At 64.3% G+C, this 16,019-nt stretch carries 13 protein-coding genes and 1 other RNA gene; 10 read left to right on the plus strand and 4 right to left on the minus strand.

The genetic code is table 11. From position 1 onward, the window contains the following. Nucleotides 1-143: 143 nt before the first annotated feature. On the minus strand, nt 144-494 hold the full coding sequence (locus tag NYR54_RS09790) for a DUF2293 domain-containing protein (RefSeq protein WP_261515461.1): 351 nt from the start codon (nt 492-494) through the stop codon (nt 144-146). Nucleotides 495-665: 171 nt separating this feature from the next. Here NYR54_RS09790 and NYR54_RS09795 point away from each other — a divergent pair, with 171 nt between their 5' ends. The 3 genes from NYR54_RS09795 to NYR54_RS09805 all read left to right on the plus strand — a co-directional run bounded on the left by NYR54_RS09795 (nt 666) and on the right by NYR54_RS09805 (nt 4,250). Then, a complete protein-coding gene (locus tag NYR54_RS09795) occupies nt 666-1,685 on the plus strand; it encodes an ArsR/SmtB family transcription factor (protein ID WP_261515462.1) in 1,020 nt (339 codons plus the stop codon). After that, nucleotides 1,685-2,599, plus strand: a complete 915-nt coding sequence (gene metF / locus NYR54_RS09800) for a methylenetetrahydrofolate reductase [NAD(P)H] (RefSeq protein ID WP_261515463.1) — start codon at nt 1,685-1,687, stop codon at nt 2,597-2,599. Before NYR54_RS09795 ends, metF begins: the two co-directional genes overlap by 1 nt. A 430-nt stretch (nt 2,600-3,029) precedes the next feature. After that, entirely contained in the window at nt 3,030-4,250 is a 1,221-nt protein-coding gene (locus tag NYR54_RS09805; protein ID WP_261515464.1) for an alanine racemase, read from the plus strand. Between the two features lie 259 nt (nt 4,251-4,509). Here NYR54_RS09805 and NYR54_RS09810 read toward each other — a convergent pair whose 3' ends face one another. Both NYR54_RS09810 and NYR54_RS09815 read right to left on the minus strand, forming a co-directional pair. Next, entirely contained in the window at nt 4,510-5,688 is a 1,179-nt protein-coding gene (locus tag NYR54_RS09810) for a lytic murein transglycosylase (RefSeq protein ID WP_261515465.1), read from the minus strand. A gap of 37 nt (nt 5,689-5,725) precedes the next feature. Continuing rightward, nucleotides 5,726-6,517, minus strand: a complete 792-nt coding sequence (locus tag NYR54_RS09815; RefSeq protein WP_261515466.1) for a glycoside hydrolase family 25 protein — start codon at nt 6,515-6,517, stop codon at nt 5,726-5,728. 61 nt (nt 6,518-6,578) lie between these two features. On the opposite strand from NYR54_RS09815, the gene NYR54_RS09820 reads away from it, so the two are divergent. Further along, nucleotides 6,579-7,994: a serine hydrolase domain-containing protein gene (locus NYR54_RS09820; RefSeq protein ID WP_261515467.1), complete on the plus strand. Its 1,416-nt coding sequence runs from the start codon at nt 6,579-6,581 to the stop codon at nt 7,992-7,994. A 107-nt stretch (nt 7,995-8,101) separates the two neighbouring features. Here NYR54_RS09820 and NYR54_RS09825 read toward each other — a convergent pair whose 3' ends face one another. Then, nucleotides 8,102-11,746: a hydantoinase B/oxoprolinase family protein gene (locus NYR54_RS09825; protein WP_261515468.1), complete on the minus strand. Its 3,645-nt coding sequence runs from the start codon at nt 11,744-11,746 to the stop codon at nt 8,102-8,104. A gap of 172 nt (nt 11,747-11,918) precedes the next feature. Here NYR54_RS09825 and NYR54_RS09830 point away from each other — a divergent pair, with 172 nt between their 5' ends. From NYR54_RS09830 to rsmH, 6 genes are all read left to right on the plus strand, one after another. Next, entirely contained in the window at nt 11,919-12,083 is a 165-nt protein-coding gene (locus NYR54_RS09830) for a hypothetical protein (RefSeq protein WP_261515469.1), read from the plus strand. 168 nt (nt 12,084-12,251) lie between these two features. Then, nucleotides 12,252-12,968, plus strand: coding sequence for a J domain-containing protein (locus tag NYR54_RS09835; RefSeq protein WP_261515470.1), 717 nt, complete (start codon nt 12,252-12,254; stop codon nt 12,966-12,968). Beyond that, nucleotides 12,955-13,719 (plus strand): N-acetylmuramoyl-L-alanine amidase, encoded by a 765-nt coding sequence (locus NYR54_RS09840; protein WP_261515471.1) that lies wholly within the window; start codon nt 12,955-12,957, stop codon nt 13,717-13,719. Before NYR54_RS09835 ends, NYR54_RS09840 begins: the two co-directional genes overlap by 14 nt. A gap of 49 nt (nt 13,720-13,768) precedes the next feature. Further along, nucleotides 13,769-14,208: RNase P RNA component class A (rnpB, locus tag NYR54_RS09845), an RNA gene on the plus strand. 325 nt (nt 14,209-14,533) lie between these two features. Beyond that, on the plus strand, nt 14,534-15,001 hold the full coding sequence (mraZ, locus tag NYR54_RS09850; protein WP_261515472.1) for a division/cell wall cluster transcriptional repressor MraZ: 468 nt from the start codon (nt 14,534-14,536) through the stop codon (nt 14,999-15,001). Beyond that, complete coding sequence (rsmH, locus tag NYR54_RS09855; RefSeq protein ID WP_261515628.1) at nt 15,001-16,017, plus strand: 16S rRNA (cytosine(1402)-N(4))-methyltransferase RsmH; 1,017 nt, start codon at nt 15,001-15,003, stop codon at nt 16,015-16,017. The genes mraZ and rsmH overlap by 1 nt, the downstream gene beginning before the upstream one ends. Nucleotides 16,018-16,019 lie beyond the last annotated feature (2 nt).

Below are 16,019 nucleotides of genomic sequence, written 5' to 3' on the forward strand. Positions count from 1 at the left end.
TGGCACTGCTGGGTCCCGGCTAGCCGCTGCGCGGCTTCCGAGATGACCGCAGGCAAGTGCGGTGGCCTCCGAGATGATACTGCGTTGCGTTGCGGCTTCCGGGATCAAAACATCGAAATGCGTCTTCTTCCCTTCGCGTGCGCTCAGCCGTGCCGATTTTCCAGAAGGGAGATGGAGACGCTTGTTTCGTCCTCGTCCGGATCGAGCAAGCGCGTCGCGCGCCATCGCGTCAGCACCGCATTGATTTCATCGACAACGAAGAAGCGAGCGGAATCGCGGTCGTAACCTTCTTCAAGAAGGGTGTCATAGTCGGTGTGCACGTGGCGCACATGGGCGACCGTCGCCAACCAGACGGCCACGGAAGGCGGCAGTGCGCGCAGCTTGCGGTCGTTGGCGAGTGCGCGGATGCGCTCGATATCCGCGTAGGGTGCCTGCGGGAGAAGCACCGTCAGCGCCTTGTTCACGGCACGTTGCCGGAAGGTGGAGGCTGTCATCGCTTTTTTGCCTGCGCTTAGGTGGTTGCAGCCCGTGCCCGGTTTGGGTCCAGGAGAGGAAGAGTGCCATTTCCAGCGCACGATGAAATCATCGGGCATATAAATCAAGCCGTGCTTGCCAAGGAAGCGGGCTTCATATAAAGATATCTTTATATCTTTCTGGAGCATGGCATGCTGAAACGGCCGCGGACGCAAATCCGGCTCGACATGATGGTCGACATTCTCAAGGCAGCGGCCGAGCCCAGCCGCTTGCGTATCCTCCTTCTCCTGTCTCATGCGGATCTGACGGTCTCCGATCTCACGGAAGTTCTCAACCAGTCGCAGCCGCGCGTTTCCCGCCATCTGAAGCTCCTGCTCGATGCGGGCCTCATCGTCCGCTATCAGGAAGGCTCCTGGGCTTTCTTCCGCCTTGCGGAGGAGGTTGCCCAGCGCGAGGTGGTGGACTGGATCGTCGCACGGGTGGACCGGGCGGACCCGCTGGCGGACCGCGACCTGGAGCGGCTGGAGGCCATCAAGCGGCGGCGGCAGGAGAGGGCGGCCGAATATTTTGCCAAGAATGCGGCGAGCTGGGATCAGATCCGCTCACTGCATGTGCCCGACGCGGCTGTGGAGGCGGAGCTGAAGCGGCTCGTTGGCGACAGGCCCTTCGAGTCCATGGTCGATCTCGGCACGGGCACGGGCCGCCTGCTGGAGCTGTTCGCCCCGCTTTACCGGCGCGGCGTGGGGATCGATCTTTCGCGCGAAATGCTGGCCGTGGCGCGCGCCAATCTGGAGCGCGCAGGCGTGATGAACGCGCTGGTGCGTCTTGGCGATATCTATGCGCCGCCCGTGGAGCGGGACGCGCACGATCTCGTGACCATCCATCAGGTGCTGCACTATCTCGAGGACCCGGGAGCCGCGATCCGCGAGGCGGCGCGCCTTTTACGCCCCGGCGGGAAGCTGGTGATCGTGGATTTCGCGCCGCACGCGCACGAGTTCCTGCGCGAGGAGCATGCGCATCTGCGGCTGGGCTTCTCCGACCGGCAGATCGGCGAATGGCTTGCCGAGGCGGAACTGGACCTCGAGGAAACCCTCGCCTTCGCCCCGGAAGGCGAGGCGGCGGAAGGGCTTACGGTCAAGCTGTGGCTTGCGCGGGACACGCGGGTTGCGGTCGCGGCGGACAATGCTTCCGAGCGCAGGGAGACGGTGTAATGCCTTACCGGTTTGCGCGGCGCCAGCAGGCGGGCGAAAAGATCCGCGTCTCGTTCGAATTCTTTCCCCCCAAGAGCGACGATATGGCGCTGAAGCTGTGGGAGACGGTCGAGCGTCTCGCACCGCTCAGGCCAAGCTTCGTCTCCGTCACCTACGGGGCGGGCGGCTCCACGCGCGAGCGCACCGCACACACGGTGCTGCGGATTCTGAACGCAACCGATCTGACGCCCGCCGCGCATCTGACCTGCGTGGACGCCACCCGGGAGGAGGTGGATGCGGTCATCCGCGACTTTGCGGCAATGGGCGTGAAGCGCTTCGTTGCGCTGCGCGGGGACCCGAGCGAAGGGGTGGGCGCCGCATATCGGCCGCATCCCCATGGCTACTCGAACGGGGCCGAGCTGGTGGCGGCGCTTTCCCGTCACGGCGATTTCGACATTTCCGTTTCGGCCTATCCGGAGAAGCACCCCGAAAGTCCCGATTTCGCGACCGACATCGAGATGCTGAAGCGCAAGGTGGACAACGGCGCCACCCGGGCCATCACGCAGTTCTTCTTCGATAATGATGTCTACGAGCGGTACGTCGAGCGCGTGCGCCGGGCGGGCATCTATGTGCCCATCGTGCCCGGCATCCTGCCCGTCCACAATTTCACGCAGGTGGTGCGGTTTGCCGGCCGCTGCGGCGCCCATGTGCCTTCCTGGCTGGCAGAGCGCTTCTACGGCCTGGAGAACGATCCGGTCACGCATCAGCTGGTGTCGGCGGCCGTGGCGGCGGAGCAGGTGCTCGACCTCATCGAACGCGGTGTGGAGGACTTCCACTTCTACACGATGAACAGGGCGGATCTTGCGTTCGCGATCTGCCACATGATCGGCATTCGCCCGGCAGCGGAGCCGGAAACAGCCGCAAAGGCCGCCTGAGACTGAAAAAGGCCGGGTTCTGCCCGGCCTTAAATGTCTCTGACTTGTCTGATTCAATGGCTGCTTACGGTAAGACACCCATGATGAGGGCGCCTATGAACGCGAATGCTGCACAGAGCACGAGCGCGTTAAGTGGCCGTGTCAGTCCCATAAGCAAAAGTCTCCTCTGCAGACTGAAGCCCGGATTCTACGATTTGATGACAGATTGCCAAGGTTTTTGTCTGTTGCACCGCGGCGGTCCTGTGAAACCCGATGCTCCGCAGAGCCGTTTTGTCGTTGAAATTTCACCACAAATGCGGGGGATTCACATTGTGTTAAAAGAAGGCAATCGGCTGGGAGCAGGCCTGCCCTAGCGCCGGAGATGAATGTGCGGGCGCCCGTTTCCGCATCCCCTCCGCCGGATTATCATCATCTCAACGGAGCGCAAAAGATGCAGCGATTCGAAACGGCCAGGGATGCGGCGCTGACGTTGCGTCCCGACGAGTCGGTCTATTGCTTCCGGCCGGAGGTGCTGAAGGCGGACGCCCGGCGGTTCATGGAATTGTTCCCCGGCAAGACGGCCTATGCCGTTAAGACGAACGGGGAAAAGATCGTGCTGAAAACGCTGGCCGAAGCAGGGGTGAACGCGTTCGACGTCGCCTCGCCGGCCGAGTTTTCCGCCGTGCGCGCCGTCGCGCCGGACGCCGAGATGCTCTACATGCACCCGGTCAAGGCGCAGTCGGATATCCGGCTGGCGCTGGAGGGCTACGGGATCCGGTCCATCGCAGCGGATCACGAGGACGAGGTGACGAAGCTGGTGCGCGTCGTACGCGCGCTCGACATCGATCCCGGCACGATCACCGTCTTCGTGCGTATCCAGACCAAGGGGCATGCGGCCTACGAGCTTTCGAAGAAGTTCGGAGCCGGGCCGGCCAATGCGGTGGAACTCCTGCAGCGGCTTCACCGGAACGGCTACCGCGTCGGCATCTGCTTCCATGTGGGCAGCCAGATCGAGGACCCCATCGTCTATGAGCGCGCCCTTGCTTCGGCCGACTGGGTGCGCGGCAGGGCCGGCGTGCCTCTTGCCGCGCTCGACATCGGCGGCGGCTTTCCGGCCGACTACGGTCATGACCCCAGGCGCAAGCCGCGCGAGATGCCATCACTCGAGCAGATCATGGCGCGGCTGCGCGCCGACATAACCGAATGGGGCTTCGAGGCCACGCCCCTTGTGGCCGAGCCCGGCCGGGTGATCGTGGCGCGTGCCTTTTCCCTCATCGTGCGGGTCCTCCTGCGCAAGGGAAGGCGCCTCTACATCAATGACGGCATCTGGGCTTCGCTGTCGGATTCCTGGACCGGCAAGATCACGCTGCCTGCCCGCTTCATACCCGATCCGGCCATCCGCCACCGCAACGGCAACCCGCAGAACATCGTGCCTTTCCGCGTTTGCGGCGCCACATGCGATTCCGTCGACATCCTCTCGCGGCCTTTCTGGTTGCCGGAGACGGTGGACACCGGCGACTGGATCGAGATCGGCCATATCGGCGCCTATTCCATGGCGCTCAGGACGCGCTTCAACGGCTTTTATCCGGATACGTTCGTGGAGGTGGCGACACCCTTCGATGCGGGTGCGGCGCCGGAGGGGCTGGCGAGCTTGGAAACCATGGCGGATTAGGAGGGCAGCGGACCGGGGAACTTGCGAAACCGCAGCACAGCGCAAATTTCAACCGGACTGACAATCCGAACCACGACCGGGCCGCCAGGATGAACGTATGAAGAAGCGATTTGAACCGTTCCGGTAAAAGGGGCTGGGCGACGCGCGATGCGGCTACGGTCCGATGATCTGGTCGTGGGCGTAGCCGCCGGACAGATCGGCTTCGGCGATCTGGTCTGCTGGTTCAAAGCCAGGCTTCAAAGACAATAGCCGTTGGGGTTTACAACCCCGTCAGCAGCGCCGGCGTCGGCCAGCCATCCGCGGGAAGCCCGAGGCGAAGCTGTTCCTTGCGCACAGCTTCGCGCGTGTTGAAGCCAAGGATGCCGTCTATTCCGCCCACGTCGTGACCGCGGTCGGCAAGCTTCTGCTGCAGAAGCTTGATGGTTTCTGCCTCAAGCCCGGGCTCGGGAGAGCGCGGATCGAACGGCGGTGCGCCGTCGAGGCGGGCTGCCAGATGCGCGGCGGTCAGCGTGTAGACCAGCGACTGGTTCCAATCCAGATAGATGTCGAAATTGGGATAGGCGAGGAAGGCCGGCCCCTTGTGGCCCATCGGCAGCACGAGGCCCGCGGGAAGATCGTCCGCGGGCAGGGGGCTGCCGTCACGGCGGGTCACGCCGAGGCTGGCCCATTCGGCCCTCGAAAGCTTGTTGACGCGGCCGGTTTTGTCCCATGGCAGGCTGTCGGGGATACGCACTTCTTCGAGCCACGGCTCGCCCCTGCGCCAGCCGAGGGAGCTGATCTTGTTCGCGGCGGTGAGAATCGCGTCCGGTGCGCTGGCCTTGAGATCGACGCGGCCGTCCCCGTCGCCGTCCACGCCCAGATTGAGATAGTCGGAGGGCAGCATCTGCAGCTGTCCGATCTCGCCCGCCCAGGCGCCGGTGACATTGGCCGGAACGGCGCCCTGGTCGATGAGTTTCAGAAGAGCGATCAGTTCAGGGCGGAACAACTCGGGCCGGCGGCAATCATAAGCGAGTGTGGCCAATGCGTTGAGCGTGGAGAAATCGCCCTGAACGGCACCGAAATCCGTCTCCAGCGCCCAAAAGGCCGTGATCACCGGCCCGGGCACGCCAAATTCACGTTCGGCGCGGGCGAAGGTATCGGCGTAGCGTTCGAGGTTCCGCCGTCCGTTAGAAAGCCGGTAGTCGTTGATCATCCGGTTCGCGAACTCGCGGAAGGTCTGGGTGAAGACGCCCTGGGCGCGGTCGCGGTTGACGATGCGCTGGTCGAAGGAAGCGTTACGAAGCGCGGCAAGGCCGTTTGCCCCTACGCCCTGAGCGGCCGCCTCGGCTTCCACGCCCGCCCGCCAGGCGGAGAAATCGCCGCCGCATTCCTGGGCAAGTGCCGCGCAAGGAATGGACAATGCAAGCAATGCTCCAAACAGGGTCTTTGGCAGGTGCATTCGATCTCTCCTGAACTGTCGGTGCGCCCCGTGGCGGTCAGCCGCTGTTGGCCTCGAGCCATTCCAGCCATTGTCCGGCGTCACCCCGAAAGACGTTGATATCGGCGTTTCCGGCGATACCGGGCAGGATGCCGGTTCCGGTGTACTGCCAGAATACCCAAGGATGATCACCATATTTTTCATCCGGATGACCAGCCACCGAGCGCAGCCAGAACGGGTAGTCCTTGAACTCTCCCAGGCCATTACGGTCGAAGAAATCGATAGTTGTGTAAATAATAGGGCGCTTGCCGTAATGACGTTCGACAGCGTCGAGAAAAATCCGCATTTCCGCGCGCACGGCCTGCGGCTCGGGCCTGATGCGGCAAGTGGGCGAGCGGTGGTTCCACTCCATGTCGAGCACCGGAGGAAGGGCTGCGCGTTCACGCGGCACATGGCGGATGAACCATCGCGCCTGCTCTATGGCCGGGCGGCAGAAGTAGAAGAAATGGTAGGCCCCGCGCGGGATTCCGGCCGCCCTTGCGGCGTACCAGTTCCGGTGAAAGTACTCGTCCAGACGGTCGCCTCCCTCCGTGGCCTTGATGAAGGCGAAGGCGATGCCCGCTTCCGCAAGCGCCTCCCAGTTCACCACACCCTGATATTTCGACACATCCGTACCGTGGATGGGGTAGGTCCAGGGTGCGCGGCTTTCCCACTCATGCGGATTGCTGTCCTGAAAGCGGGGGCCCTGAGAGGTTGTGCCCGGCGAAGGGACGAGGTCCGCCAGATCGAGCGCGCCTCCCGCGCACGCGGCCAGCGGCAGCATCAGCACGAGAATCGTCAGGATATGCATGTTTGGGCGAGCCCCCGCTGATACGAATCAGTATCGTGCATTGACTGTCCGGGGATAAGCCATGCGGATTGCCGTTTCTATCGCCAAAAGCCTTGCCGGCCTGTTTGCGCTGGCGATGCTCGCCGGCCTGGCGTGGCTGTGGATTTCGCCGCCCGATCTGATCCGCCTCGGCTCCAGCTATGCGGCCAAGATCATATGCTCGAATGCCCTCCTGGCCGGCCGCGACCCTGACGAGGTGCTTACGCTCGATGTGCAGGCGCCGGGGCATCCCCTGTTCAAGCTCATGCAGGCCGAGGTGGAAGAGGACGAGGCACGGGTGCGGGCGGCCCTGCTCGGCGTTTTTGGTAGCGGCTATGCCGTGTTTCGGGAGGGCATGGGCTGCGCCAGCATTCCCGAGGAGGACTTCGAGCTTGCAGGCCAACGGGCGGTGAACCGGCCGCCGGGCATCGCCAACCCAAGCCTCTGGCCGGTGGGCGACCGGGTGGAGCCCGCGCCGGGCGCGGCGGTCGCTTCCGTGGTCAATGATCCCTTGCTCACGGGACCTGGAATGCGGGCCGTGGTGATCGTCAGGAACGGCCGCATCATCGCCGAAAGTTACGGCCCCGGATTTACCCATGACATGCCGCTTCTCGGATGGTCCATGACCAAGGCCGTGAACGCGGCGATCGCCGGCACCGTCGCGGCAGACGGCCGGCTTTCGGTTGACGATGGAAACCTCTTTCCCGCCTGGTCGGAGGACGGGCGCGCCGACATCACGCTCGGTCACCTTCTCGGGATGGAGAGCGGGCTCGCCTTCAACGAGTATTATGGCGGCGTCACCGACGTGACACGCATGCTCTATCTTGAGCCAGACATGGCCGCCTTTGCGGCCGACAAGCCGCTGCTTCACCCGCCGGGAATGCACTTTGCCTACTCCAGCGGGTCAAGCATTCTTGCCGCGCGGGTCTGGCAGAACGCGATAGGTGACGCGGAAGCGGCGCTCGAATGGCCGTACAGGATGCTGTTTGCGCCCTTGGGAATGGATACCGCGGTGCTGGAGACGGACGCGCACGGCACTTTCGCAGGCTCCTCCTACCTCTATGCCTCCGCGCGGGACTGGGCACGGTTCGGCCTGCTTCTCTTGCGCGAAGGCGTCTGGCAGGGAAGGCGGATTCTGCCCGAGGGCTGGGTCGAATGGATGCGCACGCCCACGGAGGCTTCCGGCGGAGAATATGGCCGCGGCATCTGGCTGCACGGACCGCGCATCAACGAGCCGCCCGACTCCGATCCTGACGCGGGGTTCGAGCTGCCGGAGGATGCCTACTGGCTCATCGGGCATGACGGGCAGACGATGACAATCGTTCCGTCACTCCGGCTGATCGTGCTGCGCATGGGGCTTACGCCCACGAGGCTTGGCTACAAGCCGCAGGCGCTGGTGGAGGCTGTGGTGAAGGCGCTCGACGTGAGTGAAGGCGGCGGAACCGTCACCGGTCCGTGAGAAGCATGGCGGAAACGCGAGTCGAATGAATGATTTCGGCCGCCATGCTCATACGCCGATTCAGAAACTTCAAGCGTTGATTCAACGCGGGAGGCGAGCGGCCGGTTTTACAGCCGCCCGAATCCGCCCGCGGTCGGCGTGGTGACGATCACCGCTTCTCCGGCTTCAAGAACGGTCTGGTCGCAGGCTTTCAGCACCTCGATGCGTCCGTCCTTGCGCCGCACCTCCGTCCGCCCGACCTGGCCATCACCTCCGCCATCGACGCCACGCGGAGGAACCGTGCGGTGGGAGGAGAGGATGGCGCATTGCATCGTCTCCAGGAAGCGGATGGTGCGCCGCGTGCCGTCGCCGGCGTTCCACTTTCCGCGTCCGCCAGAGCCCTCGCGGATGTGGAAGTCCTCCAGGAGTACGGGGAAGCGGAGCTCCAGGATTTCCGGGTCCGTCAGGCGCGAGTTGGTCATGTGGGTGTGGACGCCGCTGGTGCCGTGGAAGCCGCGTCCGTCATTCATGCGCCCTGCTGGGGAGCCGGAGCAGATGGTCTCGTAATACTGATACTTATCATTGCCGAAGGTGAGGTTGTTCATCGTGCCCTGCGCGTTGGCAAGCGCGCCCATGGCGGCAAACAGGGCGTTCGTCACATGTTGCGACGTCTCCACATTCCCCGCGACCACGGCGGCGGGGTAGGACGGCCTCAGCATGCAGCCCTCGGGGATGATGATGTTGATGGGCCTGAGGCAGCCCGCATTCATGGGGATCGAGCCTTCGACCATGACGCGGAAGGCGTAGAGCACGGCCGCGCGAGTCACCGGCTCGGGCGCGTTGAAGTTGTTCTTCATCACGGGCGAGGTGCCGGTGAAATCCACCGTCGCCTCGCGCTTCTTGCGGTCCACCGTGATCTTCACCTTGATCACCTGGCCCGTGTCGGTGGGATACTCCCAAGAGGATTCGTCAGGGAGGCGGTCGAGGACCCGGCGCACGGCTTCCGCCGCATTGTCCTGCACGTGGCCCATATAGGCTTCCACCACGTCGAGCCCGAAATCAGCCACCATCTTTCTGAGTTCCGCCACGCCCTTCTCGTTGGCTGCGATCTGCGCCTTCAGGTCGGCGATGTTCTGGTGCGGATTGCGGGCGGGGTAGGGGTGGTTGGTCAGAAGCTCGTAGAGCTCCTTTTCCCGGAAGCGCCCGCGTTCGACCAGGCGGAAGTTGTCGAACAGCACGCCTTCCTCGTCCACCGTGGTGGCGAGCGGCGTCATGGAGCCGGGCGCTGTGCCGCCCACGTCGGCGTGGTGGCCGCGCGAAGCGGTGTAGAACAGGATGTTCTTCCCTTCCTCGTCAAAGACCGGCGTCACCACCGTGATGTCCGGCAGGTGCGTGCCGCCGTTGTAGGGCGCGTTCAAGGCAAAGACGTCGCCTGGATGGATGTCACCCTCGTTGAGGCGGATGATGGTCTCGACCGAGCGGTCCATGGAGCCCAGATGCACCGGCATGTGCGGGGCGTTGGCCACCAGCGCGCCGTTGCGATCGAAGACGGCGCAGGAGAAGTCGAGCCGCTCCTTGATGTTCACCGAATAGGCGGTGTTCTGCAGCGTCACGCCCATCTGCTCGGCGATGGACATGAAGAGGTTGTTGAAGACCTCCAGCATCACCGGATCAGCCTCTGTGCCGATGGCGGCCTGGCGAGGCTTCTTCTCGACGCGCCGCATGAGCACGTGATTGCGCGCGGTGATCTCGGCCTGCCAGCCGGGCTCGACCACGATGGTCTGGTTGTCCTCGATGATGAGGGCAGGGCCCGAAATGCGGTTGCCGGGCGCAAGCTCTTTCCTGAGGAAGATGCCGGCCTCGCGCCATGCGCCATCGCAGAAGATCTTCCGGGTGACGTGCGGCTCCGGAACATTGTCGTCCAGGGGCAGGACCGGCTCCTCGGGGGCGGTTCCCCGCGCGTCAACCCCCTCGACATTGACCGCCTCCACCACGAAAGGCTTGTTGTCGTAGACGAAGCCGAACTGCGCCTTGTGCGCGGCTTCGAAGCGCTTCTTCGCCTCATCCACCGAACGATCGTCGAAGGGAATGGAGAGGGTCGTGTCCGTTCCCTCGTAGCGTATTTCGAGCCTGAGGGCCCATTCGATCGATCCCGCCGCGATGCCCTGGTCACCAAGCTCCTTCGAGACCTCTTCCTGCAATTCCGCGATCATCCGCTCGATCTCGGGCAGGGCCGCCTGCGAAAGCGGCTTGACCAGGGCCTTCTGGCGCGAGGCGGAAACGGTCGCAAGCCCGATGCCGTAAGCGGAAAGCAGACCGGAAAGCGGGTGAATGAGCACGGATTCCATGCCGAGCGCATCCGCCACCAGGCAGGCGTGCTGGCCACCCGCGCCGCCGAAGCAGTTGAGCAGATAGCGCGTGACGTCGTAGCCGCGCTGGACGGAGATCTTCTTGATGGCATTCGCCATGTTTTCGACGGCGATGGTGACGAAGCCCTCGGCCACGGCTTCCGGGCTGCGGCCGTCGCCGATCTGCTCTGCCAGTTCGGTGAAGCGCTCCCGCACAATGTCCGCATCGAGCGGCAGGTTCTGCTCCGGACCAAAGATCGCCGGGAAGAAGTCAGGCTGCAGCTTGCCGAGCATCAGGTTGGCGTCGGTGACGGCGAGCGGCCCGCCGCGGCGGTAGCAGGCGGGGCCGGGATTGGCGCCTGCCGAATCCGGGCCGACCTTGAGCCGCCCATCCTCGTAATGAAGGATCGAGCCGCCGCCCGCCGCCACCGTGTGGATGCGCATCATGGGCGCGCGGATGCGCACGCCCGCCACTTCGGTATCGAAGGCGCGCTCATATTCGCCGTCGTAATGGGCGACGTCGGTGGACGTCCCGCCCATGTCGAAGCCGATGACCTTCTCGAACCCGGCGATCCGCGCCGTCTCCACCATGCCCACGACGCCGCCCGCGGGGCCGGAAAGGATCGCGTCCTTGCCCTGGAACATGTCGGCGGCCGTAAGACCGCCTGAAGACATCATGAATTTCAGGCGGGGGTATGCGGAATGGTCTGCGCGGCCGCTTTCCGCCACGCCAAGCTCTCCGGCCACGAGCCGGACATAGCGGGCGAGGATGGGGGAGAGATAGGCGTCGACCACGGTGGTGTCGCCGCGGCCTACGAGTTTGATGAGCGGCGAGGTCTCGTGGCTTGCCGAAACCTGCGTGAAACCGAGCGAACGGGCAAGCTCGGCCGCCTGCTTTTCATGCTCGGGATATTTCCAGGCGTGCATGAAGACGATGGCGACAGCCGCAATACCGTCGCGCCGCGCCGCCTCCATTTCCGACCTGACGCCGTCGAGGTCGAGCGGCATCTCCACGGTTCCGTCCACGCGCACGCGCTCCGGAACCTCGATCACGCGCTCATAGAGCTGCTCGGGAAGGATGATCTCCTTGGCGAAAATGTCCGGGCGCGCCTGATAGGCGATCCGGAGCGCATCGCGGAACCCTTTGGTGATGAGAAGGAGCACCCGGTCACCCTTGCGTTCCAGAAGCGCGTTGGTGGCGACCGTGGTGCCCATCTTCACCTCGCCGACGCGATCGGAGGGGATCGGATCGCCGGGCGCGATGCCGAGGAGGTCGCGGATGCCCTGGATACCTGCGTCGCGATAGGCTTCCGGGTTCTCCGACAGGAGCTTGCGCTGATGCAACCTGCCGTCAGGATCGCGACCGATGACATCGGTAAAGGTGCCGCCGCGGTCGATCCAGAAATCCCATCTGCCGGAAGCCATCCATACCTCCTTTAAGGCCGAAACGCCGGTCACGCATATACGATAAGCGGCCCGCGCGCACAGGGATAAATGTGACGAAACGTCATCCAATGTTACGAAACCCATGAAAGCTAAACGCATTTTCCATCGCGGCTGCCCGGCAACGGCCGTGGCCAACAAAGGAGAATGTGAGATGAGAAAGATCCTTATCGGCCTTGTGTCCGCCATCGCCCTGCTTGGGCTCGCTGCATGCGAAGGCGGAGACGGCTCGACGACCCAAGGTATCGACCAGAACCCGACACCCCCGCCGGCTGACGGCGGCGCTGGTGGTGCCGGCGGCGCGGGCGGAGTCCAGTAACGCAATTCGCCAGGCTTCAATGACCCGCCGGCGTGGCGCCGGCGGGCGAAGACCTTTCACCTTTTGCCGGTTTCGAGGCCGTAAGGGCAGGAATTCCATCCCCGCCGCACACTGGTGAAAAAAGCGGCCTCGAATTCGTCACTAAATCGGATTAAAGATGCGGTCGTTATGGTGACACTCGTCCGCATCTCCGAATTCGTGGCGCAGGCCCCCGGCAGCATTCTCTCCCGGCTGGTGGAGGCCGTGCGCACGGCCTTTGCAGGCGACCCGAAGCTGAGGCGGCGGGTCGCCTTCTCGATCGCGCTGATTGCCCTTTCGGCCAAGATGGCCAAGGCCGATGGAATCGTCACGCAGGACGAGGTCAGTGCCTTCCACGATATTTTTTCCGTGCCGCGCGAGGAGATGCGCAACGTCTCACGGCTCTACAATCTCGCGAAGCAGGATGTGGCGGGCTTCGAAGCCTATGCCAGGCAGATGTCCGGCCTGTGCGGCTCGGGCAAGGCCGACTGCCCGATGCTGGAGGATATTCTCGACGGGCTCTTCCACATCGCGAAGGCCGATGGCGTACTGCACGAGCGGGAAGCGGCATTCCTGGCGCGCGTGGCGGAGATATTCTCCATCAGCGAGGTGCGTTTCGCGCAAATCCGCGCCCGCCATGTGGCGGACGCATCCAATCCGTATGTGGTCCTGGGCGTCGGCCCCGACACTTCCTTTGACGAGATCAAGCGCCGCTACCGGCAGCTCGTGGCCGAGAGCCACCCGGACCGGCTGATCGCCCGCGGCGTGCCTGAGGAGTTCCTCGCCATAGCCAATACGCGGGTGGCGGCGCTGAACGCGGCCTACGAGCAGATCGAGAAGAGCCGCAGCCTACATGAGCGGGTTTGAGCCCGACTATCCGGGTGCCGAGGTAAGGGCTTCGCCCAATTTCGGCGAGCGACGGGGCGGCGCGAAGCCGGATGCTCTGGTGCTGCACTACACGGGCATGGAGACCGAGCAGGCCGCCGAAGCCAGGCTCTGCGACCCCGCAAGCGAGGTTTCGGCCCACTATCTGGTGTGTGAGGACGGGCGGGTGGTGCAGCTCGTGCCCGAGGAGAAGCGCGCCTGGCATGCCGGGAAGGGCTCGTGGGGCGGCGCGGATGATGTAAACTCCTTCTCCATAGGCATCGAAATCGTCAACCCGGGACATGATCTCGGCTATCCTGATTTTCCGGACCGGCAGATCGAGGCCGTTATCGCGCTTTGCCGCGATCTGATCCGGAGACATGGGATCCTGCCGCAAAGGGTGCTTGCGCACTCCGATGTCGCGCCCGGCCGCAAGATCGACCCGGGCGAGAAATTCCCCTGGGGGCTGCTTGCCCGCGCGGGTGTCGGGCACCATGTCGAACCCGCTCCGCTTCATCCTGGCAGAGAGCTGGCAAAGGGTGACCAGGGCGCCCAGGTTGAGGCATTCCAGAAGATGCTGGCGCGCTACGGCTACGGGATTCAGGCTACGGGCTTCTTCGATGCCGGAACGGAGGTGGTGACGGCCGCCTTTCAGCGCCATTTCCGGCCTGCGCGGGTGGACGGCGTTGCCGATCCGTCCACGCGCGACACGCTTGCCCGGCTTATCGCCGCGCTGCCTTCCGATGGCGGTTGACGCTTAAGGGTCATTGCCTTTTGGCGCAGAAATCCCTTTATACGGATTACCAGCTGGCCGGGCAGCCGCGCGCGCAGGTGTCGAAAGGCAGCGCGTGAGGAAAGTCCGGGCTCCACGGAAATACGGTGCCGGGTAACGCCCGGCGGGGGAAACCCCAGGGAAAGTGCCACAGAAAGCAGACCGCCCCGCCCGTATTTCGGCTCGCCGCGGCGGAAACGTCTCGGGCGAAGAGGCGAAATACGGGCGGGGTAAGGGTGAAAGGGTGGGGTAAGAGCCCACCGCGCTCCTGGCAACAGGGGCGGCACGGTAAACCCCACCGGGAGCAAGACCGAATAGGAACGGCGCGAAGGGTGACCTTCGAGGGCGATTTCCGGCCCGCCGTTCGGGTAGGTTGCTAGAGGCCGGTGGCGACATCGGTCCCAGAGGAATGGCTGCCTCACCGCGCTTCGGCGCGGTGAACAGAACCCGGCTTACAGGCCGGCTGGTTTCACTTCCAACCTCACGCATCCTCCACTGCCGCTCCGGTGTCAGGGGCGGGATGGGGGATTCACATTTTCTTACAGCTATTTGGGCAGGGTACGGACATCGCTTCCCGTCGGGCGTGGAAGCTATTCCCATTGACGCCCATATTGCCCCATGTTATCCCATTCTAACCAGGACGAGATTGTTTCCTGCAAGTGCGTTCAGAAGTGACCTCGGGTTCTAGCCTTGAGGTCGCTGCTTCCGTGGGGCGGGGACCACTTTCGAGGAGCCGTTTCGGCGGATCGGGAACTGATGCTGAGGGACAAGACGTCGAGAGCGGCCTTTGGATGCTATGGACCGGTTTCTATCCAGTGCGATCAACCGGATCGATGCGAAGGGGCGGGTTTCCGTACCGGCGCATTTCCGCTCGGTCGTGCAGAGGCGGGGCTATACCGATCTCTACGCACTGAGGGCTCTGGACGTTCCGGCCATGGATGTGGGCGGGCCGGATCTGCTCGACCGCTACGAGCAGCGCATAGCGTTGGAGGATCCTTTTCTGCAGACGGCCGACGACATGTCCTTCTTCGTCCATGGGGACGGGGCCTTTCTGAAGCTCGATCAGGATGGGCGGATCACCGTGACGGACTTCATCCGCGAGCATACGGGGATCGTCTCGGAGGTGGCTTTCGTGGGGCGGGGGCTATTCTTCCAGATGTGGGAGCCGGAGCGGCTGCGCGCGCACAGTGCGGAGGTCCGCGCAAGGCTTCTGAAGTTGCGGCAGCAGGCTTCACAGGCCCGCGCCGCCGCGAGCTCGGAATGATGGCGGGCCCCGGTGGAGATCAATCCGCCGGTGGCGGACCGGCCCGCCACATTCCGGTCCTTCTTGATGACGTGCTTGAAGCCCTCGAACCGGGACCAGGCAAACGCATTCTGGACGGTACCTTCGGGGCAGGCGGTTATGCGCGCGCCCTCTTGGACCGCGGGGCCGAGGTCGTAGCCATCGACCGCGATCCCGATGCCGTCGTTGCCGGTCAGGCGCTGGTTGCACGCTATGGCGGGCGGCTCAGCCTGGAACTCGGCCGCTTTTCCGAAATGGAGCGGATCGCCGGCGAGCCGGTGGACGGTGTCGTGCTCGACATCGGCGTTTCTTCCATGCAGCTCGATGAGGCCGAGCGCGGCTTCTCATTCCTGAGGGACGGACCGCTCGACATGCGCATGGGCAGGCAGGGGCTCAGCGCTGCCGATGTCGTCAACCGCTTCAAGGCGGGCGATCTCGCCCGCATTTTCGGTCTTCTGGGGGAAGAGCGCCATGCGGGCCGCATCGCGCGCGCCATCGAGAAGCGGCGGGCGCAGAAGCCTTTTGCGACCACCGGCGATCTGGCTGCCCTGGTGGAGCAGGTGGTGGGGCGCAAGCCTGCCGACCGGATTCATCCGGCAACCCGCATCTTCCAGGCCCTTCGCATCTTCGTCAATGACGAGCTTGCCGAGCTGGCGCATGCGCTGTTTGCCGCCGAGCGCCTCCTGGAGCCGGGCGGCATTCTTGCCGTCGTTACCTTCCATTCGCTGGAGGATCGCATCGTCAAGCGCTTCCTTGCGGCGCGCTCGGCTCCGCCTGCCCGTTCCCGCCATCTGCCGGAAGCGAACGCGCCCGCGCCTGCATTTGAAAAACCCGGCAAGCCGGTTTCCGCCTCTCAGGCAGAGATTGCCAGCAATCCTCGAGCCCGTTCGGCCCGCCTGAGGGCGGCAAGGCGGACCGGGGCGCCCGCGGGGGAGGAGGATCTGAACATTCTGGGTGTTCCCGCGCTCTTTGTCACCCAGCAGCTTGGCGAGAGGTAAGC

Origin of the sequence: Chelativorans petroleitrophicus (genome assembly GCF_025398195.1) — a bacterium.
In the GTDB taxonomy this organism is placed as follows: domain Bacteria; phylum Pseudomonadota; class Alphaproteobacteria; order Rhizobiales; family Rhizobiaceae; genus Chelativorans; species Chelativorans petroleitrophicus.

Excerpts from the sequence above, each read along its gene's own strand:
- NYR54_RS09790 (WP_261515461.1), bottom strand. The coding sequence starts at position 494 with ATGACAGCCTCCACCTTCCGGCAACGTGCCGTGAACAAGGCGCTGACG.
- NYR54_RS09795 (WP_261515462.1), top strand. The coding sequence starts at position 666 with ATGCTGAAACGGCCGCGGACGCAAATCCGGCTCGACATGATGGTCGAC.
- metF (WP_261515463.1), top strand. The coding sequence starts at position 1,685 with ATGCCTTACCGGTTTGCGCGGCGCCAGCAGGCGGGCGAAAAGATCCGC.
- NYR54_RS09805 (WP_261515464.1), top strand. The coding sequence starts at position 3,030 with ATGCAGCGATTCGAAACGGCCAGGGATGCGGCGCTGACGTTGCGTCCC.
- NYR54_RS09810 (WP_261515465.1), bottom strand. The coding sequence starts at position 5,688 with ATGCACCTGCCAAAGACCCTGTTTGGAGCATTGCTTGCATTGTCCATT.
- NYR54_RS09815 (WP_261515466.1), bottom strand. The coding sequence starts at position 6,517 with ATGCATATCCTGACGATTCTCGTGCTGATGCTGCCGCTGGCCGCGTGC.
- NYR54_RS09820 (WP_261515467.1), top strand. The coding sequence starts at position 6,579 with ATGCGGATTGCCGTTTCTATCGCCAAAAGCCTTGCCGGCCTGTTTGCG.
- NYR54_RS09825 (WP_261515468.1), bottom strand. The coding sequence starts at position 11,746 with ATGGCTTCCGGCAGATGGGATTTCTGGATCGACCGCGGCGGCACCTTT.
- NYR54_RS09830 (WP_261515469.1), top strand. The coding sequence starts at position 11,919 with ATGAGAAAGATCCTTATCGGCCTTGTGTCCGCCATCGCCCTGCTTGGG.
- NYR54_RS09835 (WP_261515470.1), top strand. The coding sequence starts at position 12,252 with ATGGTGACACTCGTCCGCATCTCCGAATTCGTGGCGCAGGCCCCCGGC.
- NYR54_RS09840 (WP_261515471.1), top strand. The coding sequence starts at position 12,955 with ATGAGCGGGTTTGAGCCCGACTATCCGGGTGCCGAGGTAAGGGCTTCG.
- mraZ (WP_261515472.1), top strand. The coding sequence starts at position 14,534 with ATGGACCGGTTTCTATCCAGTGCGATCAACCGGATCGATGCGAAGGGG.
- rsmH (WP_261515628.1), top strand. The coding sequence starts at position 15,001 with ATGGCGGGCCCCGGTGGAGATCAATCCGCCGGTGGCGGACCGGCCCGC.